This is a genomic window from Streptomyces sp. NPDC058469 (assembly GCF_042721125.1).
Classification (GTDB): Bacteria; Actinomycetota; Actinomycetes; order Streptomycetales; family Streptomycetaceae; genus Streptomyces.
The window spans coordinates 19,445-46,248 of the sequence record NZ_JBHXME010000080.1 but is presented as its reverse complement, the minus strand read 5'-3'; the positions used below and the strand labels follow the sequence as shown (position 1 = coordinate 46,248).

The window sequence follows — 26,804 nt, the reverse complement described above, 5'->3', positions numbered from 1 at the left end:
GGCCACAGGGCAGCAGGAGCAGCCCCTCCTCAACGGCCGCCCGCATCACCCGAGTTGCCGTCCCCGGGTCGGGCTCCCCGGCCTCCGTCACGAACTCGCTCGCCAGCATCAGGCCGAGACCGCGTACGTCACCGATCGCGGGATTCTTCGCGGCGACCTCGTCGAGGCCCGCGCGCAGCCGGGCGCCCATGGCGGCGGCGTTCGCGACCAGGTTCTCGTCCTCGACGACGTCGAGCGTGGCGACGGCCGCCGCGCAGGCGACCGCGTTCCCGCCGTAGGTACCGCCCTGCGAGCCGGGTCGCGCCTTCCGCATCAGGTCTTCGGAGGCGGCGATCCCGGACAGCGGGAAGCCGCTGGCCAGGCCCTTGGCCGTGATGAGGATGTCGGGGCGGACGTCGAAGTGGTCGTGGCCCCAGAAGCGGCCGGTACGGCCGACGCCGGTCTGGATCTCGTCGAGGACGAGCAGGATGCCGTGACGGTCGGCGCGCTCCCGAAGTCCTTGCAGGAAGGCGGAGTTGGCGGGGACGTAACCGCCCTCGCCGAGGACCGGCTCGACGAAGATCGCGGCGGTGTCGTCCGGGTCCGAGACGGTCTGGAGCAGCTGGTCGAACTCGCGCAGCGCGAACCGGGTCGCCGTCTCCTCGTCCCAGCCGTAGTGGAACGCGTGCGGGAACGGCGTGATGACGACCCCGCCCATGAGAGGGCCGAACCCGGTGCGCACCTTGGCGCCGGACGTGGTCATCGACGCGGCGGCGACCGTACGGCCATGGAAACCGCCCTGGCAGACGACGACGTTGGGGCGGCCGGTGGCCTGACGGGCGAGCCGCAGCGCTGCCTCGACGGCCTCGCTGCCGGAGTTGGCGAAGAAGAGGCTGTCGAGCCCCTCGGGCAGGATCTGGCCGAGCCGCTCGACGAGACGCTGCAACGGCTGATGCATGACCGTCGTGTACTGGCCGTGGATCAGCGTGGCCACCTGCTCCTGCGCGGCGGCGACCACCCTGGGGTGGCAGTGGCCGGTGCTGGTGACGCCGATGCCCGCGGTGAAGTCCAGATAGCGGCGGCCGTCCGTACCGAAGAGGTGCACCCCCTCGCCGCGTTCGACGACGACCGGTGTGGCCTGGCGCAGGTGCTCTGACAGGTGTGTCATACGGCGGTTCTCCCACGACGTGAGGAGGTGCGGGGGACATCTCTCACCCTGCGGGCGGTGCGCCGGGAGGGGCAACGGTCAACGTGTTCGCCCGGCCCGCCCGGTGTGGACGGTCTGTCAACCGGACAGCGTCCGCGGAACACACTGTCCACCCACCGGTGGCGAAGCGAACACGGTGTTCATTGACGGTGGCCGCGCGCTGAACCAAGGTGTTGGCCAACCCCGGACCGCCTCACCTCCCACTTCCCACCTCGGTGACCTGTCGGTCCTTCCGGCGTACAGCGGCGTACGCATTCGAATGCTTGACGCAAGCCCTCCTCCGCTCCGGTCCCCCTGCCGGCGCGCGTCCCCCGGCAGCCCCCGCGTCCCCAGGAGCCTCAAGCATGTCCGTGACCTCGTCCTCCACCACCGAAGGGGGCTCGTCGCTCGACGACGCACCCGTCAGTTCCTTCCACCGCCGGATCATGGCGGTCGCCATGGGCGGCCCGTTCTGTGACGGCTATCTGCTCGGTGTGATGGGCGTCGCCCTCGGCCTCATCACCCCGGCACTCGCCCTCGACACCCTGTGGACCGGCCTGGTCGCCGCGTCCGTCCTGATCGGCGTGTTCGTCGGCGGTGCGGTCTTCGGCCCGATCACCGACCGGGTCGGCCGGCATCTGATGTACGTCCTCAACCTGGCCGCGTTCGTGGTCTTCTCGGCGCTTCAGTTCTTCGTCGCGGAGGCCTGGCAGCTCGTGGTGCTGCGGCTGCTCATCGGCGTCGCGATCGGCGCCGACTACCCCATCGCCTCCGCCCTCACCACCGAACTGGTCCCCCGCCGACTGCGCGGGCCGGCCCTGTCCGGCCTGGTGCTGGCCTGGTGGATCGGCTACGGCGTGAGCTACTGGGTCGGCTGGGCGCTGACCGGTCTCGGCGACGACGCCTGGCGCTGGATGCTGGTCTCCGGCGCGGTCCCGGCGCTGGTCTTCCTCGTCTTCCGGGCCGGCATCCCCGAGTCCCCGCGCTGGCTGGCCTCGCGCGGCCGGATGGATGAGGCGCGGGCCGTCGTGAGCAAACACCTGGGCTCCGACATCGACGCCACCGAACTCCTCACCGAACCCCGTCGCGAGCAGCGCGGCGGCTCCGGGCTCGGCAACCTCGTCGAGATCTTCAAACGCGGCTACACGGTCCCGGTCGTCTTCTGTTCCGTCTTCTGGATCTGTCAGGTCGCGCCCGCCTTCGCGGTCCGCTCCTTCCAGCCGCAGATGCTGTCCGCCTTCGGCGTGGAGAGCACCTACGGCGCGAGCGCGCTGATCACCACCATCGCCGTCGCGGGCATCGCCCTCGGCCTCGTGGTCGTCAACCGGATCGGCCGCCGCTCGCTGCTGATCAGCTCCTTCGCGTGCATCACCGTCTCGCTGCTCGCGCTGGCCGTGCTGCCGCTGCACTGGGCGTTCCTGGTGGTGGCCCTGTTCGCCGCGTTCCAGTTCTTCGAGGCGGCGGGCAGCGGGCTGCAGTTCGTGTACCCGAGCGAGCTGTTCCCGACCGATCTGCGGGCCACGGGAGTTGGCATCGCGACCGCGATGAGCCGGGTCGGGTCGGCCACGTCGACGTTCCTCCTCCCCATCGCCGCCGACGACTTGGGCGTGCGCGGCACGCTCGGCATCGCTGTCGTGATCACGCTGGCGGGACTCGTCGTGTCGTACTTCCTCGCCCCCGAGACAAAGGACTTGAGTTTGAAGGACCTGGGTGTGAAGGACCTGGGCGTGGCCGAGGCCGGCCGCCGTTCCTGAAGTTCCTGAGGTTCCTGAAGTCACCGACGTTTCCGAACACCCCTCCCCCATCAAGGAGTTCACCCCATGCGCAAGGTCGTCAGCTTCGACTGCTACCGCACCCTCATCAACTTCGACACCCGCGCCGCCACACACGAGATCGTCAAGGACCGGCTCGCCCAACTGGACGTCGACCCGGACCAGTTCCATCACGACGCGTACGTGATGCGTTTCCAGGGCGTCGTCGACGCGTACCGCCCTTACCGCGAGATCGTCCGCGGCACCCTGCGCAACGTCATGCTGCTGCACGGCCTGGAGTACCAGGACGAGGACGGCGAGGCGCTGATCGAGGCCATCAAGAAGTTCAAGCCGTTCAACGAAGTCCCGGACGCACTGCGCCGGTTGAAGAGCGAGTACGACATCGCCATCCTCTCCAACAGCGAGGACGACCTCATCTCGTACGCCGTCGAGGAGTTGGGCGTCGAGTGGGACTACGTCCTGACCGCCGAGCAGGCCGGGGCGTACAAGCCGCTGCCGCAGGCCTTCGAGTACCTGATGAAGGCGACCGGGCGTGGCCCGGAGGACATCATCCACACCGCCCAGGGCTGGGAGTACGACATCATGCCGACCAAGCGGTACCCGGGCATGCGGCGGATCTGGGTGAACCGGTACGGCTTCCCGGGCTCGGCCGCCTTCCAGCCCTACGAGGAGATCAAGGACCTGTCCGAGCTGCCCGGCCTGCTCGGCGTCTGACCCTCCCGGCACCCGCACGCCCGCCGCTTCGAAAGGAACACCCCCGTGAGCGCGACCACGCTCGGCCGGACCGGTCCGGTCAACGGCCGGATCTCCCACTGGTTCAGTGAACTCCCCACCCCACGACCGGCGTTGCCCGGTGACCGCGATGCCGATGTGTGCATCGTGGGCGCGGGTCTCACCGGCTTGTGGACCGCGTATTACCTGAAACTGGCCGACCCGGCACTCCAAATCACCGTCCTGGAGGCCGAGTTCGCGGGTTTCGGCGCGTCCGGGCGTAACGGCGGCTGGGCTTCGGGGCTGGTGCCCGGGGCGCGCGACCGGCTCGCCAAGCAGTACGGGCGGGACGCGGTGCTCGACTATCAGCGCGCGATGAACGAGGCCGTCGACGAGATCATCGCCGTCGCGGAACGGGAGGGCATCGACGCCGACATCGTCAAGGGCGGCACCCTGCGCGTGGCCCGGACCCCGGCCCAGGCGACCCGGCTGCGGCACAAGACCGAGGGCGATCATGAGTGGGGTGTCACGGATGCGGTGATGCTGACGCCGGAGGAGGCTGCTGACCGTATCCGCATCGAGGGGATGACGGCGGCTGCCTGGACGCCGCACTGCGCCCGGTTGCAGCCGGCGGCTCTGGTGCGCGGGCTCGCCGACGTGGTCGTACGGCTCGGTGTGAGCCTGTACGAGAAGTCCCCGGTCACCGTCGTCGAGCCTGGGCGGGCGGTCACCGCGCATGGTGTGGTGCGCGCGCCTGTCGTCCTGCGTGCGACGGAGGGGTTCACCGCGTCGCTCAAGGGGCTGCGGCGGGCCTGGCTGCCCATGAACAGCTCGATGATCGTCACCGAGCCATTGTCGGAGGGGGTGTGGGAAGAGATCGGTTGGGCCGGGCGCGAGACCTTGGGCGACACCGCGCACGGGCATCTGTACGCCCAGCGCACTCCGGACGACCGGATCGCGATCGGGGGGCGTGGGGTGCCGTATCGGTTCGGGTCACGGACCGATTCCGATGGGCGGGTGGCCGACCGTACGATCGGCGAGCTGACGGAGACCCTGTACAAGGTGCTGCCGCAGACCGCCGGCGCCCGCGTCGACCATGCCTGGTGCGGGGTGCTTGCGGTGCCGCGGGACTGGTCGGCGACGGTGGGGCTCGACCGGGTGACCGGGCTCGGCTGGGCCGGGGGGTATGTGGGGCACGGGGTGACCTCTACGAACCTGGCCGCCCGGACGCTGACCGATCTGGTGCTGGGGCGTGAGTCCCGCCTGACTCGGTTGCCGTGGACCGGGCATCGGCCTGGTACGTGGGAGCCCGAGCCGTTGCGGTGGCTTGGGGTGCGGGGGCTTTACGTTGCTTATCGGCTGGCGGATCTGCATGAAGCGGGCGGGCGGGGGCGGACTTCGCCGATCGCTACGGTCGCGGATCTTGTTGCTCGGCGGCCTTGAGGTGAGTGGGCGTTCGCCTCCTCGCGGTGGAGCGTCTGGTGCGTTGGCGGGTTGCGGTTCGTCGTGGTTGCTCGCGCCCACGCGGCGGAGCCGCTCATGTCACAGCCCCGCGCCCCTTTCGGGGGCGCTGATGTGAACCGGGTCTGACCAGCACCGTTCGCCCTTGCGTTACTCGCGTCCCACCCTTCAGAGTGGGGTGGAACCACGTGCCGGGACCGTCGGCACCACGTCTTCCGGGAGCCAGCGCCCATGCCGTTCCTCACGGTCGCTGACGTACTGCGACTCCCCGTCATCGCCGCCGGTCTGCCCCGGGTGGCCGCCGGCGAGGGGCAGTTGGGGCGCACGGTTCGGTGGGTCCACGTCACCGAGCTTCTCGATCCCGCCTCGTTCCTGGAGGGCGGAGAACTTGTCCTCACCACGGGCATGCCGCACCCCTCGGATCCGACACAACTGCGTGGCTACGTCGACCAGTTGGCGGACGTCGGGGTGGCGGGGCTGGTCGTGGAACTGGGGCGCCGGTATCAGCAGGCGCCGCCGGATCTCGTCACCGCGTGCCGGGAACGTGATCTGCCGCTGATCGTGCTGGCGCGCGGGGTGCGGTTCATCGAGGTGACTCAGACCGTGCACGCCCTCATCCTGGACGCGCAGGGCGAGTTGCTGCGTCGCGCCCAGCATGTGCACGAGCTGTTCACGTCGCTCACTCTGCGCGGGGCCGAACCGGAGGAGTTCGTGCAGACCGCCTCGGACCTCTCGGGGTGTCCGGTCGTGCTGGAGAACCTGATCCACCACGCGGTGAGTTGGGCCGTGGCCGGGCGCGCCGACGGGCCGGTTCTGGACGCCTGGCCGCGTCGATCGCGCGCCGCCGAGACGCCGGACCGGGCTACGGTCAGCGGGCCCGAGGGGTGGCTCGTGGCGCCGGTCGAGGAGCGGAGCAGCCGTTGGGGGCGACTGGTCATGCTGCCCCTCACGGGCGGACCGCCCTTCGGTCCTGAGCACACGATGATCCTCGAACAGGCCGCCACCGCGCTCACGTTGGCCCGGCTCACCGGCTCTCCGGAGTGGGATCGGCGGGCGCACAGCTCCGTCCTGCTCGATCTGCTGCACTGGCGGTATCGCAGTCGGACCGAGGCGCGGTTGCGGGCCGAGGCGCTGGGACTCCCCACGACCGGCCATCGTCTTCTGCCGGTCGTCGTCGACCACTCGGGGGCGCGGGTCGGCGACACCACGGTGAGCGCTCACCTCGCCGAAGGCCTCCTCACGTCCGGCGTCAAGGCCCTGGTGGGAGACCTGTCCGGGCGTCGTACCGGACTGCTCATGGCCCTGGCCCGCGCGAGTGCCTGGCAGCCCGTCGTGGAACGCGTCGCCCTCGATCTGCGGGCCACGTTCGGGGCGGACGCCGTCGTCGCCGTCGGCCCGGGTGTCACCGAACTCAGCCAGGTCACGCGGTCGTTCCGCGAGGCAGAGGAGGTCGCCGACGCCATCGGTCCCGCGTCCCGGGGCCGCCTCTTCCATGTCGCCTCCGACGTGGGTCTGCCGGAGCTCCTCTACTCGCTGCGTGACGACGTCCGGGTCCAGAAGTACGTGGAACATCGGCTCGGGCGCCTTGTCCAGCACGACGCCCGGCACGGCAGCGACCTGCTCGCCACCCTGCGCGAGTACCTCGACGCAGCCGGCAACAAGTCCATCGCCGCCAAGCGCGTGGGGCTCTCCAGGCAGGCTTTCTACCAGCGCCTGCACACCATCGAACGGCTCCTGGGCGTCGACCTGGAGGCCGGTGCCGAGCGCACCCAGCTGCACGTGGCCGTGACCGCCCTGGAGGTCCTGCACGGGACGACGCCGAACTGATCGCCGACGCATCACAGTGCAACCACTCCTGCCGGCCGACCAGTGGGGGCCTTGGAAGAGGCCGAACAGCCGGGTGGGGAAGCCTCCCGCGCCGGTCACGGGCGCGTCGGGCGCGCGATTGCCGGCCAGTACGCCCTTGTCGCGTTCCGGGGTGTGCAGCGACAGGCGAGTTCAGGTGACCGAGGTCGAGCCGGCTGAGCACGGGGGCTGAACGAGGCACCTGTGCCGGAGCCGGTCAGGCCGATGCGATACGAGTCCTGGGCCGTCGCCGCGTGCCCGTTCACAGTCCCCAGTGGATTTGCCGGACTCGTGTCCCTGCTGAGTTCCTCGGAGGATCCCGTCATGGCGACGCCGCCGTTCTCCAACACGAGGCAATGGCTGGTCGCGCCGAAGGTGGGCTTGGCGTTCTGCTCGACCAGGAGCAGGCTCAGGCCTTCCTCCCGCAGTCGTTGAAGGGCGTCGAGGATGAAGCCGACGAGTTCGGGTGACAGGCCCGTCGACGGTTCGTCGAGTAGGAGAACGTGCGGCCTGGCCATCAGGGCGCGGCCGATCGCGAGCGTCTGCTGCCGTCCTCCTGAGAGGGCCCCGGCCAGTCGCCCGCTCATCTCCCGCAGAACGGGGAAGAGTTCGTGCACCTCGTCCAGAGCGGCCCGGGTCTCCTCGTCCCGGCGCCGCGCGTAGGAGCCGAGCAGCAGGTTCTTCTCCACGGACAGGCCGGGGAAGACGTGCCGGCCCTCCGGTACGTAGCCGATGCCGTGCCGCGCCCTGTCCCGGGCCCTGACCCGGGTCAGGGCGCGCTCGCCGGGCGTGGCCGAGACGGCGCGCGCGGCACGGTCAGAGCCAGATCCCGGTCGGTTTGCCGAAGACGTGTTCCTGCGGGGTCCACCGGTAGACGGGGGAGCCGCGGCGGAGGGTGAGGTCGATCCCGCCGGTGAACGGCCGTCCTTCGTACGCGGACCAGCCGCACTTGGCGAAGACGCCGCCGTTGGTGAGCACATGGCGGCGGACCGGGTCGACGACCACGATGTCGGCGTCCCTGCCCGGCGCGATCTCACCCTTGCGGTCGGCGAGTCCGAACAGTGCGGCCGGGCCCGCTGACATGAGCCGGACCACGGCTGACAGGCGTGGGCCGGGGTCCATCTCCGGCAGCCGCTCCGTCAGGCCGGTGAAGACAGTGGCGAAGAGTTCCTGGACACCCGGCAGCCCGGGCGGTGCCCCGGGCATCGGCCGGTTCTTCTCCTCGGCGGTGTGCGGAGAGTGGTCGCTGCCGATCGTCGCCGCCTGTCCCTCGGTCACCGCTTCCCACAGCCGTTCCCGGTCGGCGTCGTCCCTGATCGCGGGCCGTAGCCGGATTCGGTTGCCGAGCCGGTCCATGTCGTCGTTGGTGAAGGTGAGGTGATGACCCGTCACTTCGAAGGTGACCGGAATGCCGCTGCAGGCCGCGGCGGCCAACAGGTCCGCTTCCTCCCTGCTGGAGACATGGAGCACATGGGCCGCGGTGTCGGAGCGCCGGGCCAGCTCGATGAGGTTCAGTGTCGCGACGATTCCCGCCGAGCGCGGCCGGAGGGTTTCGTAGTCCCGGAACGTCCGGGGTGCGCCGCGCCACACGTCGAGGAGGGCGAAGATCTCCTCGTGCTCGGAGTGGAAGATCAGGGTGCGGTCCTGCTCACCCGCGATCCGGAACAGCCGCTCCAGCGCCGCAGGGTCGGTCACGACGTCCGGGGCGGTGTGGTGGCCGCTGAGGAATACCTTGATGGAGGCGGCCTCACGAGGACCGATCTCCTTGATGCCGTCGATGTTGCGGGGGTCCACGCCCGCGTGGAACCGGTAGTCGACGAGGCTGGTTCCGTCGATGAGCCGGTGCTTCGCCCAGAGTCGCCGGGGGGAGTTCGCCGGCGGGTCGGTGTTCGGCATGTCGATCACGGTGGTCACGCCTCCCGCGACGGCGGCACGGGAACCGTGCTGCCAGTCCTCCTTGTGGGAGAGCCCCGGCTGGCGGAAGTGCACATGGGAGTCGATGAGTCCGGGCAGGAGGAACCGCCCACGCAGGTCCAGTACTTCGCGTGCCCGCGTGAGGGTTCCGGGCGGGAGGACCGCGGATACTCTGCCGTCCCGTACCGACACGTCGGCGCGGGTGGCGCCCGAGGCGCCGACCACGGTCGCGCCGGTCAGCAGCAGGTCGTCCTGGTTCATCGTGACGCCACCGCCCCTTCGGTGGCGGGGAGTTCCAGCTCGGCGATGAGCCGGACGGTCTTCCCGAAGACCGTGACATGGCTGAGCCGGTCACCGGAGTCCTCCTCGGTGGCCACCTCCACCGTGGTGTCACCGCCCGGAGTGGTGATCGTCAGGGGGGCGGGCCGCGGCGGAGCCAGGCCGGCCGGCACCGTGCCGGGAAGGGCCGTGGCGGCCGCGAGGCAGGTGGCGCCGGTCAGTGCCAGGGAAGGGTGCCAGGACGGTACGGAGATCGCCCGGGCCGCGATGCCGCTGGTCGTTCCCATGACTGCCGCGACCTTGGGGAACGCCCCGGGTGACCATCCCAGCCGTAGCTCCGCCCCGCGGCGGATCGAGGACAGGGCGGTGAGCAGGTCTTGGCCGCCGCCGAACAGAGCGGCCGGGTCGGGACATCCCAGTGTGGTCGCGTCGACGAACACGTACGCGTTGCCCAGCGAGACGCCCGACACGGAGGTCGGGCCGCCCGGGTGTCCGATCTCGGTGACCGGCTCCCCGAACAGCAGCAGGTCACCCAGCAGCGGGGGGTGGAGCCTGTGGAAGTCCACAGTGAACGCGAACTCGCCGTCACCGGCCCGTGCGACGGTACAGGTCACATGGTCGTCGTTGTTGAGGACCCGGACGTCGATGGTCCGGCCGGCCAGCGGCGGCGGTCCGAATCCGAGCCAGGCCGCGCCCACCACGGCCGCGAGGATCGAGTGGCCGCAGCTGCCGCGGAACTCGAAGGACGGTTCGTGGTCCGGCAGGTACTGCACGAAACGGTAGGTGAGGTCGAAGCGTCCGGTGGGGTCGGGCGCGACGAGCGCGAACTTCAGGATCCGGTCGCGGTCGGCCGGGCGCAGCGCCCCGCGGACGGATTCCAGACAGCGGGACAGGGCGGGCAGGTCCTCGTCGGGCAGGGCACGGGCCGGCAGGACGAGGGTCGGGCAGGGGCTGCCCTGCGCGTAGAGGATCGCGGCGCGCACTCAGACCACCTCGGAACTGGAAGGTAAGGGCCCGGACGCCGGGTACCGGCCGGCGGCGTGCTGCCGGTGCCAGAGCTGGAAGACGGTCAGTGCCCAGATCGCGAGAGCGGTGGTGTTTCCCGGCCGGGTCGTGTGCCGGTCCAGTAGGGCGGTCACCGCGTGGGGGTCCAGCAGGCCGCCTGTCCGGAGCTCGTCGGCGGCGAGCACCTCGCGTACGTAGCCGTGCAGCGGACCGCCCTGGCCGAGCATCGCCGCCACCGGCAGGGTGAACGGCTGCTTGGGACGGGCGGTGATCGCGGCCGGGACCACTCCGGCCGAAGCGGCGTAGAGCGCGCGTTTGCCCTCGGTGGGCGTGGCGCGCATGGCGCCGGGCAGCGCGCCGGCGAACCGGGTCAGCGCGGGCTGGCAGAACGGCAGCCGGACCTCCACCGCACTGGCCATGCTCAGATGGTCGACCCGGCGCAGATGGTAGGCGGGCAGCCGGGACCCGACCTCCAGTGCGGTGATCTTGTCCAGGCGGCTGCCCGGGGTGGCACGCAGCGTCGTCGCCAGGTCGTCCTCGGTATGGCCGACACCGTCGAGGTATGCGCGGTAGTCGTCGCTGTAGAGCTGCTCCCGCAGTCCGCGCGGCACGGCGGCCAGGCTCGCCAGGTATCCCGGGATCCAATCCGCGTCGGCCGTGAGCGCCTGCCTGATCCGGTCGTACCCGCCGAAGTGCTCGTCGGCGGCGTCTCCGGTGAGGGCGACCTTGAATCCGCCGCCGCGCACCGCCCGGAACAGGGCGAAGGTACTGACCGCGATGGGGTCGGAGTTGGGCTGTCCGAGGTGCGCGACCACGTCCGGCAGTAGTGCGGGAATGTCCGCCGGGTCGAGTTCCACGTGCTGCAGACGCGCTCCGCCGTGGGCCGCGGCCAGTTGTGCGTACCGGTGCTCGTCCATCGGCCATCGGCCGTGGTAGCCGATGTGGAACGCCGTGAGGTCCGGGACCGACTCGCTCAGCAGTGTCGTGATCAGGCTGGAGTCGAGCCCGCCGCTGCAGACCGCGGCCACCGGGACATCCGCCTGTGCGAGCCGACCCGTTGCTCGACGCAGGATCCCCAGGAGTTCCCGGCCGGAGCCGGCCAGGCCCGCGTCCGGTCCGGTCCGCAGGACGGGCGGCGGCCGGCGCCGGATCCGCAGGCCCGTGGACGCGCTGTACACGGCGGTCGCTGCGGGCGGCAGCGTACGGATGTCCTCGAACATGGTGCGTTCGCCGAAGGGAGTCCGGGTGGTGAGATAGGCGTCGAGGCCCGGGGCCCACATCTCCCGTCCGACGCCCGGGAGTTCCAGGATGGCCGCGGGTTCGGAGGCGAAGCAGATGCCGCCCGTCCGGTCGGTGCTGTAGTAGAGCGGCTTCATGCCGCTGTCGTCGGTCATCAGGTGAAGCGTGGGGGCACCGCGGAGATCGACCAGGGCGATGGCGTACATCCCGTCCAGCTTCGCTGTGAACTCCGGCCCGTAGCGGTCGTACAGCGCGGGGATGAGAGAGCCGTCGCAGCGGTCCCGGAAACGGTAGCCGTCACTCTCAAGGCTCTTGCGCAGTTCTTCGTGGTTGTAGATCTCACCGTTGAACACGGCTGCGAGATCGTCCTCCCGGCCGTCGAGCAGATAGGGCTGCCGGCCGGCCTGCGGATCCGTGACGGCCAGTCGGGCGGCTCCTATTCCCCACCGTTGTCCCGACCTGTGGTACCTGCCGTCCGGACCCCCGTGCCGCATGACCGAGCCGAGTCTGCGCAGCCCGTCCGGAGGTACCGACCGGTTGAGATATCCGTAGATCCGGCACATGCCGATGTTCCTCTCCGTCGCAGACGCGGGGGTGTCAGGGGGTGCGGGGCTCCGGGGCAACGGCCCGGATCGTCGGGACCTGTTTCTCGGAGCGTGCGCGGGCACGTTTCAGTCCGCGTACGACCTGCTTGCGCCAGTCGATGATCTCGTCGGCCCGGATGGATCCCCGGGCCTTCCACAGGGTGGACACGTCGAAGTCCAGGGACGCGTCGGCTCGTTCGAGGTCGTAGCGGTCCGGGTGGCCCAGCAGGTCCGGCCGGAGCCGGGGACGCTCCGGCTGCGGCGCCGCGGGCCACCCCAGGCAGACACCGAACAGCGCGGTCGTACCCACCGGAAGGGCGAGGAGTTCCGCCGTCTCGTCGGGCCGGTTACGCACCGCACCCAGCATGACGGTGCCGAGGCCCACGGACTCCGCCGCCAGGGCCAGGCACATCCCGGCGAGTGACGCGTCGATCACCGAGGTGAGCGTCAGGTCGTCGTGCTCGGGCCCGACCGGCTCGCCGAACCGCCCGCCCAGCCGCCACATCCTCGCCAGGTCGGCGCACACCACCACCACAACCGGCGCTCCGGCGACGTGCGGCTGTCCGGTGAGCGTCGCCAGCGTGCCGAGGCGGACCGGGTCGGTGACCACGACCATGGAATAGGCCTGGAGATTGAAGGACGTCGGCGCGCGGATCGCGGCGGCCAGCAGATCGTCGATCACCGGAACGGGTACCGGTTTCCGGGTGAACCGCCGCACGCTGGCCCGGCGGTGCAGCGCCTCGATGAGGTCGGACGATGTGCGTTCGGCGGTCGTCATGTCATCTCCTTGGGCTTGTCGGTGGAGTCCGTGGTGTTGTCGCCCGCCAGGTAGCGCTGCCTTGCCGTGCGGCTGAAACGCCACCACACGAGGCCGAACACAGCGGACGCCAGCCCGGCCACCTGGCCGACGCTCTGTACGGTGAAGGCGGTGAGCACCACCCCCAGCAGGCCGAGCGAGGCGCGGTCCACGGCGTTGTAGGTCGTCATGTGCAGGCTGGATACGCGCCCGCGCAGCCGCGGCGGGACCGTCGCGAGCAGGATCGTGTTGTCCAGCGCGATGATGAATCCGCTCGCCAGCCGCATGACGACGAGCGCGGCGACGGTGAGCGGGAAGAGGCTGGTGGCGAACATCAGGGCCCATGCGAGCCCCTGCACCACGTACGACGCGCCGTAGACGGCCAGGTGTCTGGCGCGTGGTACCCGTCCTGCGAACGCGGTCGCGGCGATGACGCTGAGACCGTCGATGGCGAACACCAGCCCCAGCACGACGGATCCGCCGTGGAGGTCCCCCGTCACGTGCCCGGACAGCAGAACGCTGTAGCCGCCGCTGATCAGGCCCCAGGCGATACCGATCCAGACCACCGACCCGGCCAGCGGATACCACCGGACGGTGCGGATGCCGTCGGCGATGTCGGTGAGCATCCGGTGCGCGGTCCGCTGTGTCTCGTCGTGCCGCACCGGTTCGGGCCTGCTCGTGCGGACGAGTCTCAGGGCGGCGAGCGCCTGGAATCCCGCACCTGTGAATACGGCGACGTCCGGGTCCCAGCCGGACAGCGCGCCGCCGAGGCCGGCACCCACCAGTGTCATCAGTCCGTTGACGGAACCGATGGCGGCGTTGGCGCGCACCCTCATCTCGTCGGTGACCATGCCGTAGAGCCACTGTTGACGGGCCGGAGGCCAGAAGGCGTTCAACGCCCCCTGGAGCGCGTACACCGCCGCGATGGTCACCGGGTTGCCGTGGATCACGAGGCCGAGTGCGGTCGAGCACGCCGCCTGCACGGTCATCGCCGCCAGGGAGATCCGCCGCACATCGAACCGGTCGGCCCACACGCCGGCGAACGGCAGCAGGAGGAGCATGGGCAGGGTGCCCGCCAACTGCACCACCGCCAGCACCGAGACCGAACGGTCGCTCAGGACCTGTACGGTCACCGCGATCTGTACGCTCCAGGACGCGACGGCCGTGAAGGCGCTGGCCGACCAGATCGCACGGATTCCAGGGTGTTTCAGAACTGCGGTTCCGGCGGTGGTCAAGGGAGGTCTCCGTCGTCGTGCGGCAGGCCGGGCACATGCTGTCCGGTGTGCGTGGCGACAGCATGTGCCCGACCTTTCACGAACTCATCGCGTTCCCGCGGCGCGGATGGTTCCCGCGTCCCGCGGTGCGCGACAGCCGGCTGTCAGGCGGTGCGGGCTTCCTTCACGACGAGCGCGCCCGGACCCATGGTCGTCGTGCGGGCTTCCTTGACGACCAGGGCGCCGGGGCCCATGGTCCTGGAGGTGCGGGCTTCCTTGACTACGAGTGCGCCCGGGCCCATGGTCTTCGTGGTGTTCATCATCAGGTGATTTCCTTTTCGTTCGATTCGGGTTCTGCGTGTACTGCGTCGGACTGGGTCGGCCAGCCGATCACCTCCCTTCGTTGACTGCCGGCGTGGTGGGGATTGGTGTGGGGGCACCGTCCAGTTCGGGGGCGTTGACCAGGTGCACGATCTGCTCCCGGTAGAGATCGGCGACCGCCGAGTACAGCGCGCTGTACGGCAGTTCGGGCAGCCTTCCGCCGAGTTCCTGGATGGTCCCGGAGCCTTCGGTCAGCGCCCTCAACACCGGCTCGTCGCTCAGCCGGACGATGCGTGACCGCTTGTGCTGCTGCCAGTCGCGCTGCACCAGGACCCGGGTGGCGATCGGGCCGGGGACCGCTCCGTAGCCGTTGGGATCGTCCATGATGCGCACCACGTCGTGGCGAAGGTCGAGCACCTCGTAGGGTCCCCGCAGCTCGACCCGGTCGTTCCCGCGGACGGTATGACCCGTTACGGAGGCTCCCGGGACGCCGGTCCACACCTTCGGGGATTCGGCCACGAGCGTGGCCTGTGCGCACAGCCGGCTCAGGTCGATCAGGTAGTCCGGCAGTTCGTTCGCCACCACGTACTCGAAGGCGAACGCCTCGAACCTGCGTATCTCCCGGCTCCGCTGCCACCACTGGGACTTCCACTGGCGGTCGAAGTCGCGGTAGACCCGCTCGACGTCGGCGTAGCGCGCGAGATGCTCCAGGAACAGTGTGAAGATCGCCGTCGTCCGGCCCAGGCGCTCGCTGAGGATTCCCTCGGCCCGTTCGTCGAGCTTGTCGAACTCGATCCGGCCGATGAGTCGCCGGTCCTCTGCTTCGAGCCGCATGCCGTCTTCGAGCACATCCGACTCACCGGTCCGGTACCGCCGCCGTAGATCCTGGTCACGCATATAGGTGGAGAGGAATGTCTGCACTTCCCGCAGGCCCATGGTGCACTTCCTCTCAGGGGGTCGGCTTCGCCAGCAGCTCGCGGGCCCAGTCCATCGAGTCCCGCAGATGTTCCGGTTCGGCGAACGACGGAGTTCCCGCATCCTGGACTTCGAACACGATCGCGGACGGCCGGAAGCCGGGCTCCTTGAAGAGCTGCTCGATCGTTTCGCGGGCCCACTCCTCCTCGTGCCGGTATCCGGCGTACTCCGGGTCGGCCAGTTCGGCCGCGCACGCGATGGGGAGGTGCAACTGCCACACCCGTTCCAGCGGAAGGGACGACAGTTCCCGTTCTCGGTCCATCGGGTGGTGCTTCTCGGCGATCATGAAGTTGGACAGGCTCAGGAGGATCCCCGTGTCGGCGCCCACGGCGATGTCGCTGATCTGCTCGCACATCGACCGCGGGCCGATCTGGTTGTAGATCTGCGACTGGTTCTCGATGATCAGAGGGCAGCCGGCGGTGTCGTTCGCCTCGATGTCGAGCAGGTTGTCGATGAAGAGCTGCGTCTGCTCGTCCGTGCCGAACGGCTGCAGGAATGTCCCGCTGTACACCTCGGTGGTGCCCATGAGACCCACGTGCTCACCGATGTACTGGCAGTTGGAGAGTTCGACCTGGCGGCGAAGGCGGCGCAGCACCTTGTCGGACTGCCGGTCGACGGAGCCGATCATGTACTCGAAGGAGTGCAGGCTCGACGGCATGTCCTCGCCGAAGGACCGGTGCACCTCGCCGAGGTATTCGGGATCGGAGGCATAGTGCACGGCCAGATACTCGACGATGTCGATATGGCCGCCGACCTGCCGCAACCGGTCGTAGTACTCGGTGAATTCCGGTATGCAGTGATAGAGAATACCGGCTCCGATCACATCTGGCCTGGCATCGGCCGCTGATGCATTGGGCATGGTGTTCCTCCCGTCGTCGCGCTGTTTTTTGCGCGCAGGGGTCTTTATGTGTGCACAGGGGTTTTATTCACCAGGCAGCAGCGACGCCGCCACTCGGGACAGGCACAAATCACCGGTCGGTCCCATAAGAGCCGTGGCCTCGGCATCCCGCATGTGCCGTTCCATCGGGAACGAGGACAGGAAACCGTGGGACCCGACGACCGGCAGCAGTCGGCGCGTCAGACTCTCCGCCGCTGCGGTCGCCTGCACCTTCAATTTACTCGCCGGTACGTGGGAACTCTCGGGGTCGGCCGCTATACACCTGACGAGGTGGGCGGCGTACGCGTAGGTCTGCTCGACACTGACAGCCGCCTCGGCGAGAGTTCTCCGCACCTCGGGCCTGCTGTGTCGTGCCGGGATCCCTTCCGATTCTCCCCTGCAGATACGCAGCGCATCCTCGTATGCCGCAGAGGCTATTCCCATGGCTATCAGGCCGGGATTGAGCGGAGTCCGGTGATTTCGTCGCATGAGCTCGGGGGCGGAGCCCACCGGGCCGAGAATATCCGTTCCCCGGACGGGCACACCACGTAATTCGACCGCGCCGGTTCCGGTGCCGCGGAGTCCCAGCATCGAATATATCTCGGCGATGTCGACGCCGGCTCTCTCCGTGTCCACCCTGACGAACGTGGGCCCCTTCCTCCCGCCGAAGTCGGCCGAAAGAAGTACGTCGATCACCGAAGCCGAGCGCAGGCCGGTGCAGAACGTCTTCACGCCGTCGATCACGCCGGAACTCCCGGCCTGCGAGAGCGCCGTCTCCGGGGCGTCCTTGGCCTTGCCGGTCGACTCGGTCCAGGCACTCGCCGTGAGAGTCCGGTCGGCGAACCTCGCCAGGTCATCCGCCCGCCGGGCGGGATGCGCGAAGGACATCGTCCGGTTGACCACCTGGTAGTGGAACATCAGGACCGCTGCCGTCGAGGCGCAGGCCCGGGCAGTCCGTTCCACGACGAGGGCCGCGACTTCGTTGCCGTATCCCAGACCGCCGTACGCCTTGGGAATCTGAACACCCAGCGCCCGAATTCCGGACAACGCCTCCAAGGCGGCCTCGGGGTGGGCGGATTCCTCGTCGACAGCGGCGGCGGACGGAGCCACGACCGACTCTATTACCTGGTCAAGATCTTTGAGAAAACCATGGGCATCTTCGGGAACTCCTTCCAGGCATGCCTGAACAAAGAGTTCACCAGTGGAATTCGATTGGATCGGAACTAAATCGGCTAAGCTTCCGTCTGCCATGATCCGGGTATCCCATCCTCTGTGCCAGTGCAGAGTTCCGCCATCGATTCGAAAGCGTGGCGGCATAAACAATGGATGGAACAATCGCCATCCAGAGATATGGAGTATTCTCCTCGGAAACGGTACCTTCAGGAGGAAACGGTCGATTGCATTATGGACTGCGCGCTCCCGGCGGGATGAACGCTCGAAGCGACCGCGATTTCAATCCGCGATCAATCTTCTACGCCTCGCCGGCCATCGCCACCGCAGATCTTGGATCTGCCGGGGCCGCAGCATCAACATGAACCCTTGCACGGGAGTCGACGGGAGGCAAGTGCGTGCCGGGATTTTTTCCTCGACGTCTCACTTTGCCGACGATCAGCGCCCGAATAATATATTTCGTCGAGGGTGAATGGGCCGCACACTTCTGGGTAGCCGAGCGCGTTCTCGCCGCACCCTTGCCGCAGTTCGTGTTCCGTTTTCGAACCGGGCGGTATTGGTGTGTCCGATTATCGTGAAGGCCCCAGGTCGGGGCACCGGAGGCGGAGGCGGCCCCGGAGTGGGCGCCGTCCGGGAATCCCCGGATTTCACCTGCCCGGACACCCGGAGGTGCGGGGCGGGCGCCGCCGGGTCGCCGGCGACCGGGCGGCATTGTGACGTGCGTCACTGCATGTGCGGGTCGAGGCCGCGACGGGCCAACAGCGGGCCGATCCGCGGGGCGTGGCCCCGGAAGGCGGTGAAGGCGGCGAGCGGATCGGTACCGCCGCCTTTGGAGAGCAGTTCCCGGCGGAAGGTGTCGCCGTTCTCGCGGCGCATACCGCCGTGCTCCTTGAACCACTCCACGGTGTCGGCGGCCAGCACCTCGCTCCACATGTACGAGTAGTAGCCCGCGCTGTAGTCGTCCGGGGCGAAGACGTGCGCGAAGTAGGTACTGCGATAGCGCGGCGGGACGGCATGAAGAGCCAGCCCGGCCTCCTTCAGCGCCTCGGCCTCGAACACCTCGGGGTCCCCGGGGTCGGTGTCCGGCGGGATGGAGTGCCAGGCCCAGTCGAGAACGACGGCGGCGAGGTGTTCCACCGTGCGGAACCCTTGGCCGAAGCGTTCGGCGGCCACCAGCCGGGCGACGAGGTCGTGGGGTAGGGATTCACCCGTTTCATGATGCTTGGCGTAATTGGCGAGGACCTCGGGCCACAGTGCCCACATCTCGTTCACCTGGGAGGGGTACTCGACGAAGTCGCGCGGCACGTTGGTACCGGAGAACGAGGGGTGTCCCACCTCGGAGAAGAGACCGTGCAGGGCGTGGCCGAACTCGTGGAAGAGGGTGTTGACCTGGGTGGGAGTGAGCAGCGTCGGCTGTCCCGGAGCCGGCCTGGCGATACTGAGGTTGTTGACGACGACGGGGCGTCGGCCCAGCAGCTCGGACTGTTCGACGAGGGCGTTCATCCAGGCGCCGCGGTGCTTCGAGGGGCGCGCGTAGTAGTCGCCGAGGAAGAGGCCCAGCGGCGAGCCGTCGGCGTTGCGGACCTCGAAGACCCGGACGTCGGGGTGGTACGCGGTGAGGTCGGGGCGCTCCGTGAAGTTCAGGCCGTACACCTGCCCGGCCGCGAAGAAGACGCCGTCCTCCAGCACCCGCCCCAACTCGAAGTAGGGGCGAATCGCCTCGGTGTCCATCGCGTACTCGGCCCTGCGGACCTTCTCCGCGTAGTACGCCCAGTCATGGGCTTCGATCTCCCCTGTGGTGCTGACGGCGTTGAGAGCGGCGGCCTCGCGCCCGGCATTGGCGACGGCCGGGGGGATCAGACGCGCGACCATGCCGGTGACGGCCTCGGCGGTCCCGGCGGTCTGGTCGGCCACGGCATACGCGGCATGACTGTCGTAGCCCAGCAACGCCGCGCGTTCGGCACGCAGCCGGGCGAGCCGACCGACCACCTCACGGTTACTGACCAGGCCGCGCCCGAGCGAGGCGTCCAGAAGCCTCTTGCGGACCTCCCGGTTGTGGAGTGAGGCGAGCTCGGGCTGGTTGGAGCAGTTGTTCAGGCTCAGCACGTACTTGCCGTCGTGACCCAGCGCCCTGGCGTTCTCGCCCGCCGAGAGGACCGCGTCGGCGGGGAGTCCGGCCAGGTCGTCCGCGCTGTCGAGGACCAGTGCGGCCGCGCCGGTGTCGGCGACGTGGTTGTGCTCGAAGGCGATGGACGCTGCGGCTATCTCCGCGTTCAGCTCACGCAGCCGTTGCCGCCCCCCGGGCGGAAGCCGGGCACCGTTCCGCTCGAAGCGGAGGCGGTACCGCTCCAGTAGCCGTGCCGACTCCGCGTCCAGGCCGAGCTCGTCACCCGCCTCGCACAACGTTCGGATGCGCGTGTAGAGCGCGGCATTGAGATGGATCGCGTCCGCGTGAGCGGCGAGGCGGGGACCGATCTCCGCCTCGATGGCACGCACCACCTCATTGCTGTGCGACGCGGACTGGTTGCGGAAGACGCTGGTCACCCGCCCCAGCAGTACCCCCGAAAGCTCCAGGGCCACGATGGTGTTCCGGTAGGTGGGCCGCTCCCGGCTCACCGCGATCGCGTCCGTCTCGGCGAGTTGCTCAGCCATCCCGCGCTCGAACGCGGGGACGTAGTGCTCTTCGCTGATCTCCGAAAACGGCGGCAATCCGAACGGTAACGTGCTCGGATCGAAGAACGGATTCTTCTGATGGTCTGTCACTGAATCGACCATACGCCGGAGCCCCCGGACTCAGCGAACGCCTCCGATGCCCCACAGGAGTCGCCCCCTCCCCTGTCTGAAGGACTCCGGTGACGGTCCGGTCGGCGATGCGGAGTTCGCCGGCTTTCCCTTCGCCATGGTCATCAGCCCTCAGCTGGTCGGTGTGGCATCCGAGGACGTCGGCTGCGGAGTGTCGGACGCGGTTCCGGTGCCTGGGCAGTCGGGGAGCGACAGACCGTCAGGACCGCCGGTGAGCGCCGTGGCCGTGACCCAGCCGGTGCCGCCGGTACCGAGGAGCAACTCGGCCCACAGGTCACTCGTGTAGCCGTGGGCCTGCACCGTCTCGCCGTGCGTCATGCACAGTGCCTGGTACCGGCCTCCCTGCTCAATGTGACTGGTCTGTTCCCCGTCCGTGCCGGGACCTGTGCGTACGGGCGCGTACGCGGCGCCTTCCACCGGCGTGGTCCCCGGTACGGCGGTCTCGGAGGGGTGGCCGGAGGGCTCGTCCGTGCCGCTGGGCGAAGATGAGGGCGCTACCGCCACGACATACACCGTGGCCGGCGATCGGCGGCTCACCGTCACCTGGTCTCCCGGCCCCGGGGCACTGTCGTCGACCGGAGGCAACTGCACCGCGTCGGCCGATCCGTCGGTCGGGATCACGACCCGCGAGACGGTGCCCTCCGCCGCGCCGTCCGCCGGTTCCGCCGCGTACTGGACCTGAAGGCAGTCTGCCGTCAACTCCGCGACGGTGTCGGTGACATCGGCTCCCGCAGACACCTCGGGCAGGGTGACGGCGATGGCGTCGGTTCCGGCGCAGGAGGTCGCAGTGCTGGTCGGCACGGGCGAGTCCTGCTGCTCCGGGGCGTCGGCTATCCGCAGTTGGGTCACACTGCCGGGCCGCGTGTGTGTGGCGTCGACGACTATCGTGCCGCTCTGCGCCAGGGCAAGGGGCTGTCCGTTCAGCTCGGGCCGGACATGACGGCCCTTGGCCTCGATCCTGTACAAGGAGTAGACCGGGCTCGCGCTCTCTTCCGTGTACTCCGCGTACGAGGCGTGGACCGGCCCCGTGGTCCGGTCCACGGCCGTGCTCGGGCCGGATGTCGAGCCCCGCTCCAGATGCCGGATGGCCGCTACGAGGTACGGCTTGGGGTTGCCCAGCTCATGCTGGAATCCCGACACCGATACCTCGCCCAGCGGCGTGACGATCGACGCGTCCGCGGAGATGCTGATGTTTCCCGAAGAGTCGATCGTGAATGTCACCGGCAGGAAGGCAGGTTTGAAGGAACCCGTCACACCCCCTTTCGAATCCTTGCAACCTGTTGCCAGCAGCGCCGCAAGCAGTACCGGCGCGAGTAGCCTCACCGTGGAACCCCGCATACGTTCCCCCCGAAAACGAATCCCGATCCGCGGGTCGTACGCCGGGCTGTGAACACCCGGTTGCGCCCGCGCCCCATGGGCTGTCCAACCAGTGTGAATTCGAAGCGGGTCCGGGTCTTCGGGGCAGCCACCCGTATCAGGACCGGTGTTCTCAGTGCTGGCCCTGATGCCCTCGCCCAGGGGATCCGCCAGCATGAGGCCATGGGCCGCAGCGTGCTGATCGTGGACGACGATCCCGCCTACCGAGCCGCCGTACGTGCCTTGTTGGAGGCCGACGGTGATTACTCGGTGTCGGAGGCCGCTTCGGCGTCGGCTGCCGTCACGGAGATCGCCCGGGGAAACCGGCCCGACCTCGTGCTCCTGGATCTCGGGCTCCCGGGCGAGGACGTGTTCGCCGCCGCCCGGGAGCTGAACGCGCTGGCGACGGACGTGGTGATCGTGCTGTGTTCGGTGCGCGAGGCCGACGAGTTCGGCGGGCGGATCGCCGGCTCTCCGGCGGCCGGTTTTCTGGCGAAGGCGCGGCTCTCGACTGCCGCCCTGTCCCGCTTCGTTGCCACGGACGGCAGCGGCTCCGGCTCCGGTCGAGGACGCGCGGGCGCGGTGCCTCCTGACCGTGGCGGGGAATCCTGAGGTCGCGCGCCGGCTGTCGGACGGGTCCGTCAGGTCATTCGGATCGGTCGGACTGCAGATACGTGAGCACCGCGAGGACGCGGCGGTGGTACTCGCCCTCGCTCTCGTCGGGGAGTGCGAGCCGCTTGAAGACGCTGCCGACATGGGTCTCGACCGTCTTGACGGTGACCACGAGTTGGCTCGCGATGGCCGGGTTGGTCAGGCCCTGGGCCATGAGTTTCAGTACCTCCAGTTCCCGCGCGCTGAGCCTGGCCAGACTGCGGTGCCGGTGGGGGCCGTTGAACAGCAGTGTCAGAACCTCCTGGTCGAACTCGCACTCCCCTTCGGCGACGCGGCGCACTGTGTCCAGGAAGTGCTCGTCGGCCACCCGCTCCTTGAGGAGATAGCCCACGCCCCTGACACCGGAACCCGTCAGCTCGGTGAGATGGGTGACCTGAACGCTCTGGGACAGCAGGAGAATCCCCACGCCGGGATGGGACTGCCGGATGTCCACCGCGGCACGTAGGCCTTCCAGCCGCTTCGTGGGCGGCATCCTGATGTCGATCACCGCGAGGTCGGGGTCGGTACGGGCGACCGCCGCGCGAAGCGCGTCCGCATCGCCGACCTGGGCGGTGATCAGGTGCCCCCTGCTCTCCAGCAGTGCGGCCAGGGCGGACCGGAACAGCCTTTCGTCGTCGGCGAGCACGATGCGCAGAGGGTGTGTCCGCTGTGCGGCCGCCGGTCCCTCCCTCCGCGATGTCCACTCCGGCGTCCTTCCCGAAGCCGTCATCCTCGTCCGTCCTCCCCCTGTGCCGGAGCCGCCCGCGCGGAGCGCGTCTCCTCGGAGCCTGTCTGCCCGGAACGTCCGGTCACCAGCGTGGCCGAGACGATCGTCCCCTGATCCGGCACGCTGCTGACGGTCATCTCGCCGTCGAACACCGCCACCCGGTCCCGGAGGCCGAGCAGCCCGGTGCCACCGTCCGGGTCGGCACCGCCGACACCGTCGTCGGCGACCGCGAGATGCAGCACGCCGTCCTCGTGCCGGACATCGATGCCGATGGTCGTCGCGTGGGCGTGCTTCAGGGCGTTGGTGACCGCTTCCGCCGCCACGAAGTACGCGGTGGCCGCGAGGGGCCGCGGTAGCTCGGGCACCGCCGCCGCGCTGACCCGGACCGGGCAGGGGGACCGGGCGGCGAACATCTCCAGGGCCGCCACCAGCCCCGTCTCGCTGAGGACCGCGGGGTGGATTCCGTGGGCGAGATCTCGCAGCTGGTCCATTCCCTCGCCCATCAACGCCGCGATCCGGTCCAGCAGTTCAGCCAGTCCCGGATCGGGCGCCTGCTGGTCCGCCAGCCGCCGGCGTGCCAGCCGCAGCGTCACCAGCGCGGTGACGAACCTCGACTGCGCGCCGTCGTGCAGATCCTGCTCGATCCGCCGGCGCTGCTCGTCACCCGCTTCGACGATGCGGGCGCGGGACGCCCGTACCTCGGTCAGCTGCGCCCGTACCTCGGCGGCGAGCCGCTGGTTGTCCAGTTCCAGCGCCACCGCCGACACGACGGCCTCCAGAACGTACCGGTCCTCCCGCAGCGCCGGGTCGTGGAGGAGGACCCCGACCCGCCGGCCGTTCCGTTCCAGCGGGCTGACCTGCTGTCCGGGCGCGGCACTGAGCGTACGGCCCTGGCTGTCGATGTAGCCGACTGCGTCCGGGGCAGGGAAACCCACCTGTACGGAGGCGTCGCCGAGAGCTCTCGCGAGTGCGTCCCGCAGGTGTTCCTTCGAGGCGAGCGGCATCCGGCGGAGCAGGTCGGCCACGGCGGTCCGGCCCATCCGGACGTGCCACACCCCGGCCAGGAACGCCAGCGGCAGCAGGAGCACCGCCACATGCGCGATGTTGATGAGGGGTGTGTGCGTCCATGAGGGCCCTGTCCCGAGCATCCCGTCCAGCGCGGAGGCGACACCGCCCACCAGGCCGACGGCGAAGAGCGGGGTGAGCACGCGCCGGGCCGGGCGCGTGGCGGTCGTCCAGCGGACCAGCAGGACGGCGACCACAGCTCCGCTCATGACGAACTGGACCACGTCGGTCGCCGGGCGCAACCAGTCCACGGGGTGCACCAGCAGCAGGTTCCGCACGATCGAGGTGGAGAACGGCACGCTCGCGGGCATCAGCCCGAAGGCCGTCAGATATCCGGCACCGGCCAGCACCCGGTCGGTCCGGGACCTCAACAGGCCGTCCGGGAACATCAGCAGCAGCGGAATGAGGAAACCGCTGGACGCCGAACGGACGAGCAGGCCTACGGTGTGTACGACCGGATCCGGACTGATCTGCAGGTCCTCCGCGAACCAGCCGATCCCCACCAGAAGCATCATCAGCCCGACGCGGTTGCCGGGCCGTCGCAGCCGCGCCAGCAGCCCTGCGCCCAGATACAGACCGCCGACAGCTCCCGAGAACAAGACCGTGGTCGTGGTGATGTACCGGCCCGGAGCGGTCACGACCAGTACGTACGTCCCGAACACCGCGCCGGACACGGCCAGCGCCACAGCCTCGCGCCGGGCCGACAGGCGCGGCATCCGTACCCGGGACGAGGGCGGGACGCGCCCGGCGCGGAGCAGGACGGAGGAGACTGCCGCATCGGGCGCCGCGCCAGATGACGGCATATCCGCGGCACCAGACAAGTGAGCCGCCCCCTCCCCCACCGACGCGACTACTCAGCGTAGCGCCGAAGCAACGGCTCCCGTGGCGGAATCCCCGTATTACGGTAACTCCGTCCGGAGACGGGCGAGTTGCGGCGGCTACGCACCGCCGTGCCCTCCTGCTGCAGGCCCACGACGGCGCGGCCGTCGATGCCCATGACGATCCCGTTGACGGAGTTCGCCGACTGGGAGCAGAGGAGGCCTCAAGCGCAGCGACGCCGGCCCGCCCGAGACCCGCTCATCGCCGGAAGCCAGGGCCGAACAGCCCCGACTGTGGCAACCCACCATGGATCGGCCGCTTCTACGCCCCCACCGGCACGTGCACGGAGAGCTCAGCATCTCCTTCGCTGCCCGCGCGACCCACCCGAGCGGACTGGATGTCTACGGCCGAGGCGACTCCAGCGCCGAGAGGAGCCCCTCGGCCAGGCGGGTGGCGGGGACCGGGTCGCCCCGCTCTGCCGTGGCCCGGACGACGGCGCGGAGTTGGGCGTCGGGGTACGTGTCCGCGTACACCTCGCACCCGTCGGTCGCGTACGCCCGTGCCAGCGCCCCGCCGAGCGCCTCCGCGTGGGCCTCGGCGCAGGCCCGCGCGTTCGCGTCACTGCTGAGCCGCGCGTACTCGTGGCCGTATCCGTCGGCCTCGGTCGCGGAGAAACCGTTGGCCAGCGCGTAGTCGCGGGCGCCCGCGTGGGCTTCGGCGTACGCGCTCGTCCGGTCGTACGCGGCGTCGTAGAGGTACAGGAGCACCGGCGTGAGCGCCGCCCGCCAGGTGTCCTGGTCCGCCGTCCTGGCCTGTGCCGCTTCACGATGCAGGTCGCCCAGAGCCGCGAACACGGTGGAGTCGCCGTCATTCGCCGTCTCGGCGAGGAGCGGCAGGATCGTGTCGGCGTGCCAGGCGTGGACGATGCGCAGGGTGCTCGTGTCCGGGCCTGCGCCCAGCACGCCATGCAGACGGGTCTCCCAGACCTCCCGCGTGTCCATTGGCAACCGCTCATGGAGGGCTATGGCGACGGGCCACAGCCAAGCCGGCCGCGCCTCCGGGGGAGGTTCGGAGGCGGGATTCCGCAGTGCGGCGAGGAACGCCTCAGGGACAGCGGTCGTGGACATGGGGCGCCTTCACTTCCGTCGGGAACGGGTCAGGCGTGCAGGCGACTGCCGTTGACGGCAATCCGACGGCCCTCCCGGGTGTGCGGGAAGTAGTCCCAGACGGCGTGGTGTTGGACGCTGCGGTTGTCCCAGAGGACGAGGGTGCGCTCCTGCCAGCGGACCCGGCAGTGCAGCAGTGGGGTGCGGGCTATGTGCGCGTACAGCATGTCGAGCAGGGCGTCGCTCTCGGTGCGGGACAGCTGGGTGATGTGCGAAGTGTAGGGGGCGTTGACGAAGAGGAGCTTGCGGTCGGTCTCCGGGTGGCGGGCGACGACCGGTTGTTCGGTGCACGGCACCTCGTACTCGGGCGGCGGGGACTGTCCGGCGGCCGTCCAGGGCAGGGCTCCGTCATGGACGGCGGTGAGGCTTTCGAGGAAGCTCCGCATCGCCGGTGAGAGCAGTTCGTAGGCCAGATGCATGTTGGCGAAGACGGTGTCGCCGCCGCTGCCGCCCTCGGGGATCGTGGTGATGTACAGCAGCGAGCCGAGGGAGGGTTCGGCGTCGGCGGTGCCGTCGGCGTGCCAGCCGTTGCCGGCCACGGCCCGGGACTCCTTGGTCGCCTTGATCTCCAGGATGTACGGGTCGGATCCCTCGGGCGCGAGGGCTACGGGGTGCAGTTCACCGAAGACGCCCGCGAACCGCTTGTGTTCCTCGGGAGTGATGTCCTGGTCGCGGAAGACGAGCACGTGGTGGGTGTTGAACGCGTGCTTGAGTTCCTTCTCCTGCTGGGGTGTCAGCTCCTGGGACAGGTCGAGGCCGGTGACCTCGGCGCCCAGCAGCGGGGTGATCGGGGCGACGGACAGGGTGTCGTAGGGCTCGGCGGAGCGGGTGGTGAGCCGCTCGACGGCCTTGAGTGCGTAGTCCTCCATGAGGGACCTCCGTGACATCGC

Annotated in this window: 22 protein-coding genes; 5 read left to right on the top strand and 17 right to left on the bottom strand. The window is 69.5% G+C overall.

Features of this window, described 5'->3' with window-relative positions; genetic code table 11:
- The coding region (locus tag ACFWP5_RS29605) for an aspartate aminotransferase family protein (RefSeq protein ID WP_384163020.1) at positions 1-1,147 on the bottom strand (1,147 nt) is incomplete at its 3' end.
- A 383-nt stretch (positions 1,148-1,530) separates the two neighbouring features.
- On the opposite strand from ACFWP5_RS29605, the gene ACFWP5_RS29600 reads away from it, so the two are divergent.
- The 4 genes from ACFWP5_RS29600 (at position 1,531) to ACFWP5_RS29585 (ending at position 6,936) form a co-directional block, all read left to right on the top strand.
- Complete coding sequence (locus ACFWP5_RS29600; protein ID WP_384163017.1) at positions 1,531-2,919, top strand: MFS transporter; 1,389 nt, start codon at positions 1,531-1,533, stop codon at positions 2,917-2,919.
- A 66-nt stretch (positions 2,920-2,985) separates the two neighbouring features.
- A complete protein-coding gene (locus ACFWP5_RS29595) occupies positions 2,986-3,651 on the top strand; it encodes an HAD-IA family hydrolase (protein WP_384163014.1) in 666 nt (221 codons plus the stop codon).
- A 45-nt stretch (positions 3,652-3,696) separates the two neighbouring features.
- Positions 3,697-5,091, top strand: a complete 1,395-nt coding sequence (locus tag ACFWP5_RS29590) for an NAD(P)/FAD-dependent oxidoreductase (protein WP_384163011.1) — start codon at positions 3,697-3,699, stop codon at positions 5,089-5,091.
- 249 nt (positions 5,092-5,340) lie between these two features.
- Positions 5,341-6,936 carry a PucR family transcriptional regulator gene (locus tag ACFWP5_RS29585; RefSeq protein WP_384163007.1) on the top strand — a complete coding sequence of 532 codons (1,596 nt, stop codon included), beginning with the start codon at positions 5,341-5,343 and terminating at the stop codon, positions 6,934-6,936.
- 95 nt (positions 6,937-7,031) lie between these two features.
- Here ACFWP5_RS29585 and ACFWP5_RS29580 read toward each other — a convergent pair whose 3' ends face one another.
- The 12 genes from ACFWP5_RS29580 to ACFWP5_RS29525 form a co-directional block, all read right to left on the bottom strand.
- Complete coding sequence (locus tag ACFWP5_RS29580) at positions 7,032-7,727, bottom strand: ABC transporter ATP-binding protein (protein ID WP_384163026.1); 696 nt, start codon at positions 7,725-7,727, stop codon at positions 7,032-7,034.
- Between the two features lie 43 nt (positions 7,728-7,770).
- Positions 7,771-9,129: a dihydroorotase family protein gene (locus ACFWP5_RS29575; RefSeq protein ID WP_384163004.1), complete on the bottom strand. Its 1,359-nt coding sequence runs from the start codon at positions 9,127-9,129 to the stop codon at positions 7,771-7,773.
- Positions 9,126-10,130: a PrpF domain-containing protein gene (locus tag ACFWP5_RS29570; RefSeq protein WP_384163001.1), complete on the bottom strand. Its 1,005-nt coding sequence runs from the start codon at positions 10,128-10,130 to the stop codon at positions 9,126-9,128. Before ACFWP5_RS29570 ends, ACFWP5_RS29575 begins: the two co-directional genes overlap by 4 nt.
- A complete protein-coding gene (gene asnB, locus ACFWP5_RS29565; RefSeq protein ID WP_384162997.1) occupies positions 10,131-11,954 on the bottom strand; it encodes an asparagine synthase (glutamine-hydrolyzing) in 1,824 nt (607 codons plus the stop codon). It abuts the gene before it with no gap.
- A 34-nt stretch (positions 11,955-11,988) separates the two neighbouring features.
- Positions 11,989-12,753, bottom strand: a complete 765-nt coding sequence (locus tag ACFWP5_RS29560; RefSeq protein ID WP_384162993.1) for a nitroreductase family protein — start codon at positions 12,751-12,753, stop codon at positions 11,989-11,991.
- Entirely contained in the window at positions 12,750-14,006 is a 1,257-nt protein-coding gene (locus ACFWP5_RS29555; protein WP_384162990.1) for an MFS transporter, read from the bottom strand. Before ACFWP5_RS29555 ends, ACFWP5_RS29560 begins: the two co-directional genes overlap by 4 nt.
- A gap of 143 nt (positions 14,007-14,149) precedes the next feature.
- On the bottom strand, positions 14,150-14,308 hold the full coding sequence (locus ACFWP5_RS29550) for a hypothetical protein (protein WP_384162987.1): 159 nt from the start codon (positions 14,306-14,308) through the stop codon (positions 14,150-14,152).
- 67 nt (positions 14,309-14,375) lie between these two features.
- The gene (locus ACFWP5_RS29545) at positions 14,376-15,242 is read right to left on the bottom strand and encodes a hypothetical protein (RefSeq protein ID WP_384162984.1); all 867 of its coding nucleotides are present in this window, start codon (positions 15,240-15,242) and stop codon (positions 14,376-14,378) included.
- Between the two features lie 13 nt (positions 15,243-15,255).
- Positions 15,256-16,140: a DUF692 family multinuclear iron-containing protein gene (locus ACFWP5_RS29540; RefSeq protein WP_384162981.1), complete on the bottom strand. Its 885-nt coding sequence runs from the start codon at positions 16,138-16,140 to the stop codon at positions 15,256-15,258.
- Between the two features lie 63 nt (positions 16,141-16,203).
- Entirely contained in the window at positions 16,204-17,409 is a 1,206-nt protein-coding gene (locus ACFWP5_RS29535; protein ID WP_384162978.1) for an acyl-CoA dehydrogenase family protein, read from the bottom strand.
- Positions 17,410-18,051: 642 nt separating this feature from the next.
- A complete protein-coding gene (locus ACFWP5_RS29530) occupies positions 18,052-20,091 on the bottom strand; it encodes a M3 family metallopeptidase (protein WP_384162975.1) in 2,040 nt (679 codons plus the stop codon).
- 150 nt (positions 20,092-20,241) lie between these two features.
- Complete coding sequence (locus ACFWP5_RS29525) at positions 20,242-21,351, bottom strand: SH3 domain-containing protein (protein ID WP_384162972.1); 1,110 nt, start codon at positions 21,349-21,351, stop codon at positions 20,242-20,244.
- Positions 21,352-21,669: 318 nt separating this feature from the next.
- On the opposite strand from ACFWP5_RS29525, the gene ACFWP5_RS29520 reads away from it, so the two are divergent.
- Complete coding sequence (locus ACFWP5_RS29520) at positions 21,670-22,098, top strand: response regulator (RefSeq protein WP_384162969.1); 429 nt, start codon at positions 21,670-21,672, stop codon at positions 22,096-22,098.
- 34 nt (positions 22,099-22,132) lie between these two features.
- Here ACFWP5_RS29520 and ACFWP5_RS29515 read toward each other — a convergent pair whose 3' ends face one another.
- From ACFWP5_RS29515 to ACFWP5_RS29500, 4 genes are all read right to left on the bottom strand, one after another.
- A complete protein-coding gene (locus ACFWP5_RS29515; RefSeq protein WP_384163023.1) occupies positions 22,133-22,786 on the bottom strand; it encodes a LuxR C-terminal-related transcriptional regulator in 654 nt (217 codons plus the stop codon).
- 77 nt (positions 22,787-22,863) lie between these two features.
- Positions 22,864-24,732, bottom strand: a complete 1,869-nt coding sequence (locus tag ACFWP5_RS29510) for a sensor histidine kinase (protein WP_384162966.1) — start codon at positions 24,730-24,732, stop codon at positions 22,864-22,866.
- A 417-nt stretch (positions 24,733-25,149) separates the two neighbouring features.
- Positions 25,150-25,875 (bottom strand): hypothetical protein, encoded by a 726-nt coding sequence (locus tag ACFWP5_RS29505; protein WP_384162963.1) that lies wholly within the window; start codon positions 25,873-25,875, stop codon positions 25,150-25,152.
- A 29-nt stretch (positions 25,876-25,904) separates the two neighbouring features.
- Complete coding sequence (locus tag ACFWP5_RS29500) at positions 25,905-26,783, bottom strand: TauD/TfdA dioxygenase family protein (RefSeq protein WP_384162960.1); 879 nt, start codon at positions 26,781-26,783, stop codon at positions 25,905-25,907.
- Positions 26,784-26,804: the final 21 nt, after the last annotated feature.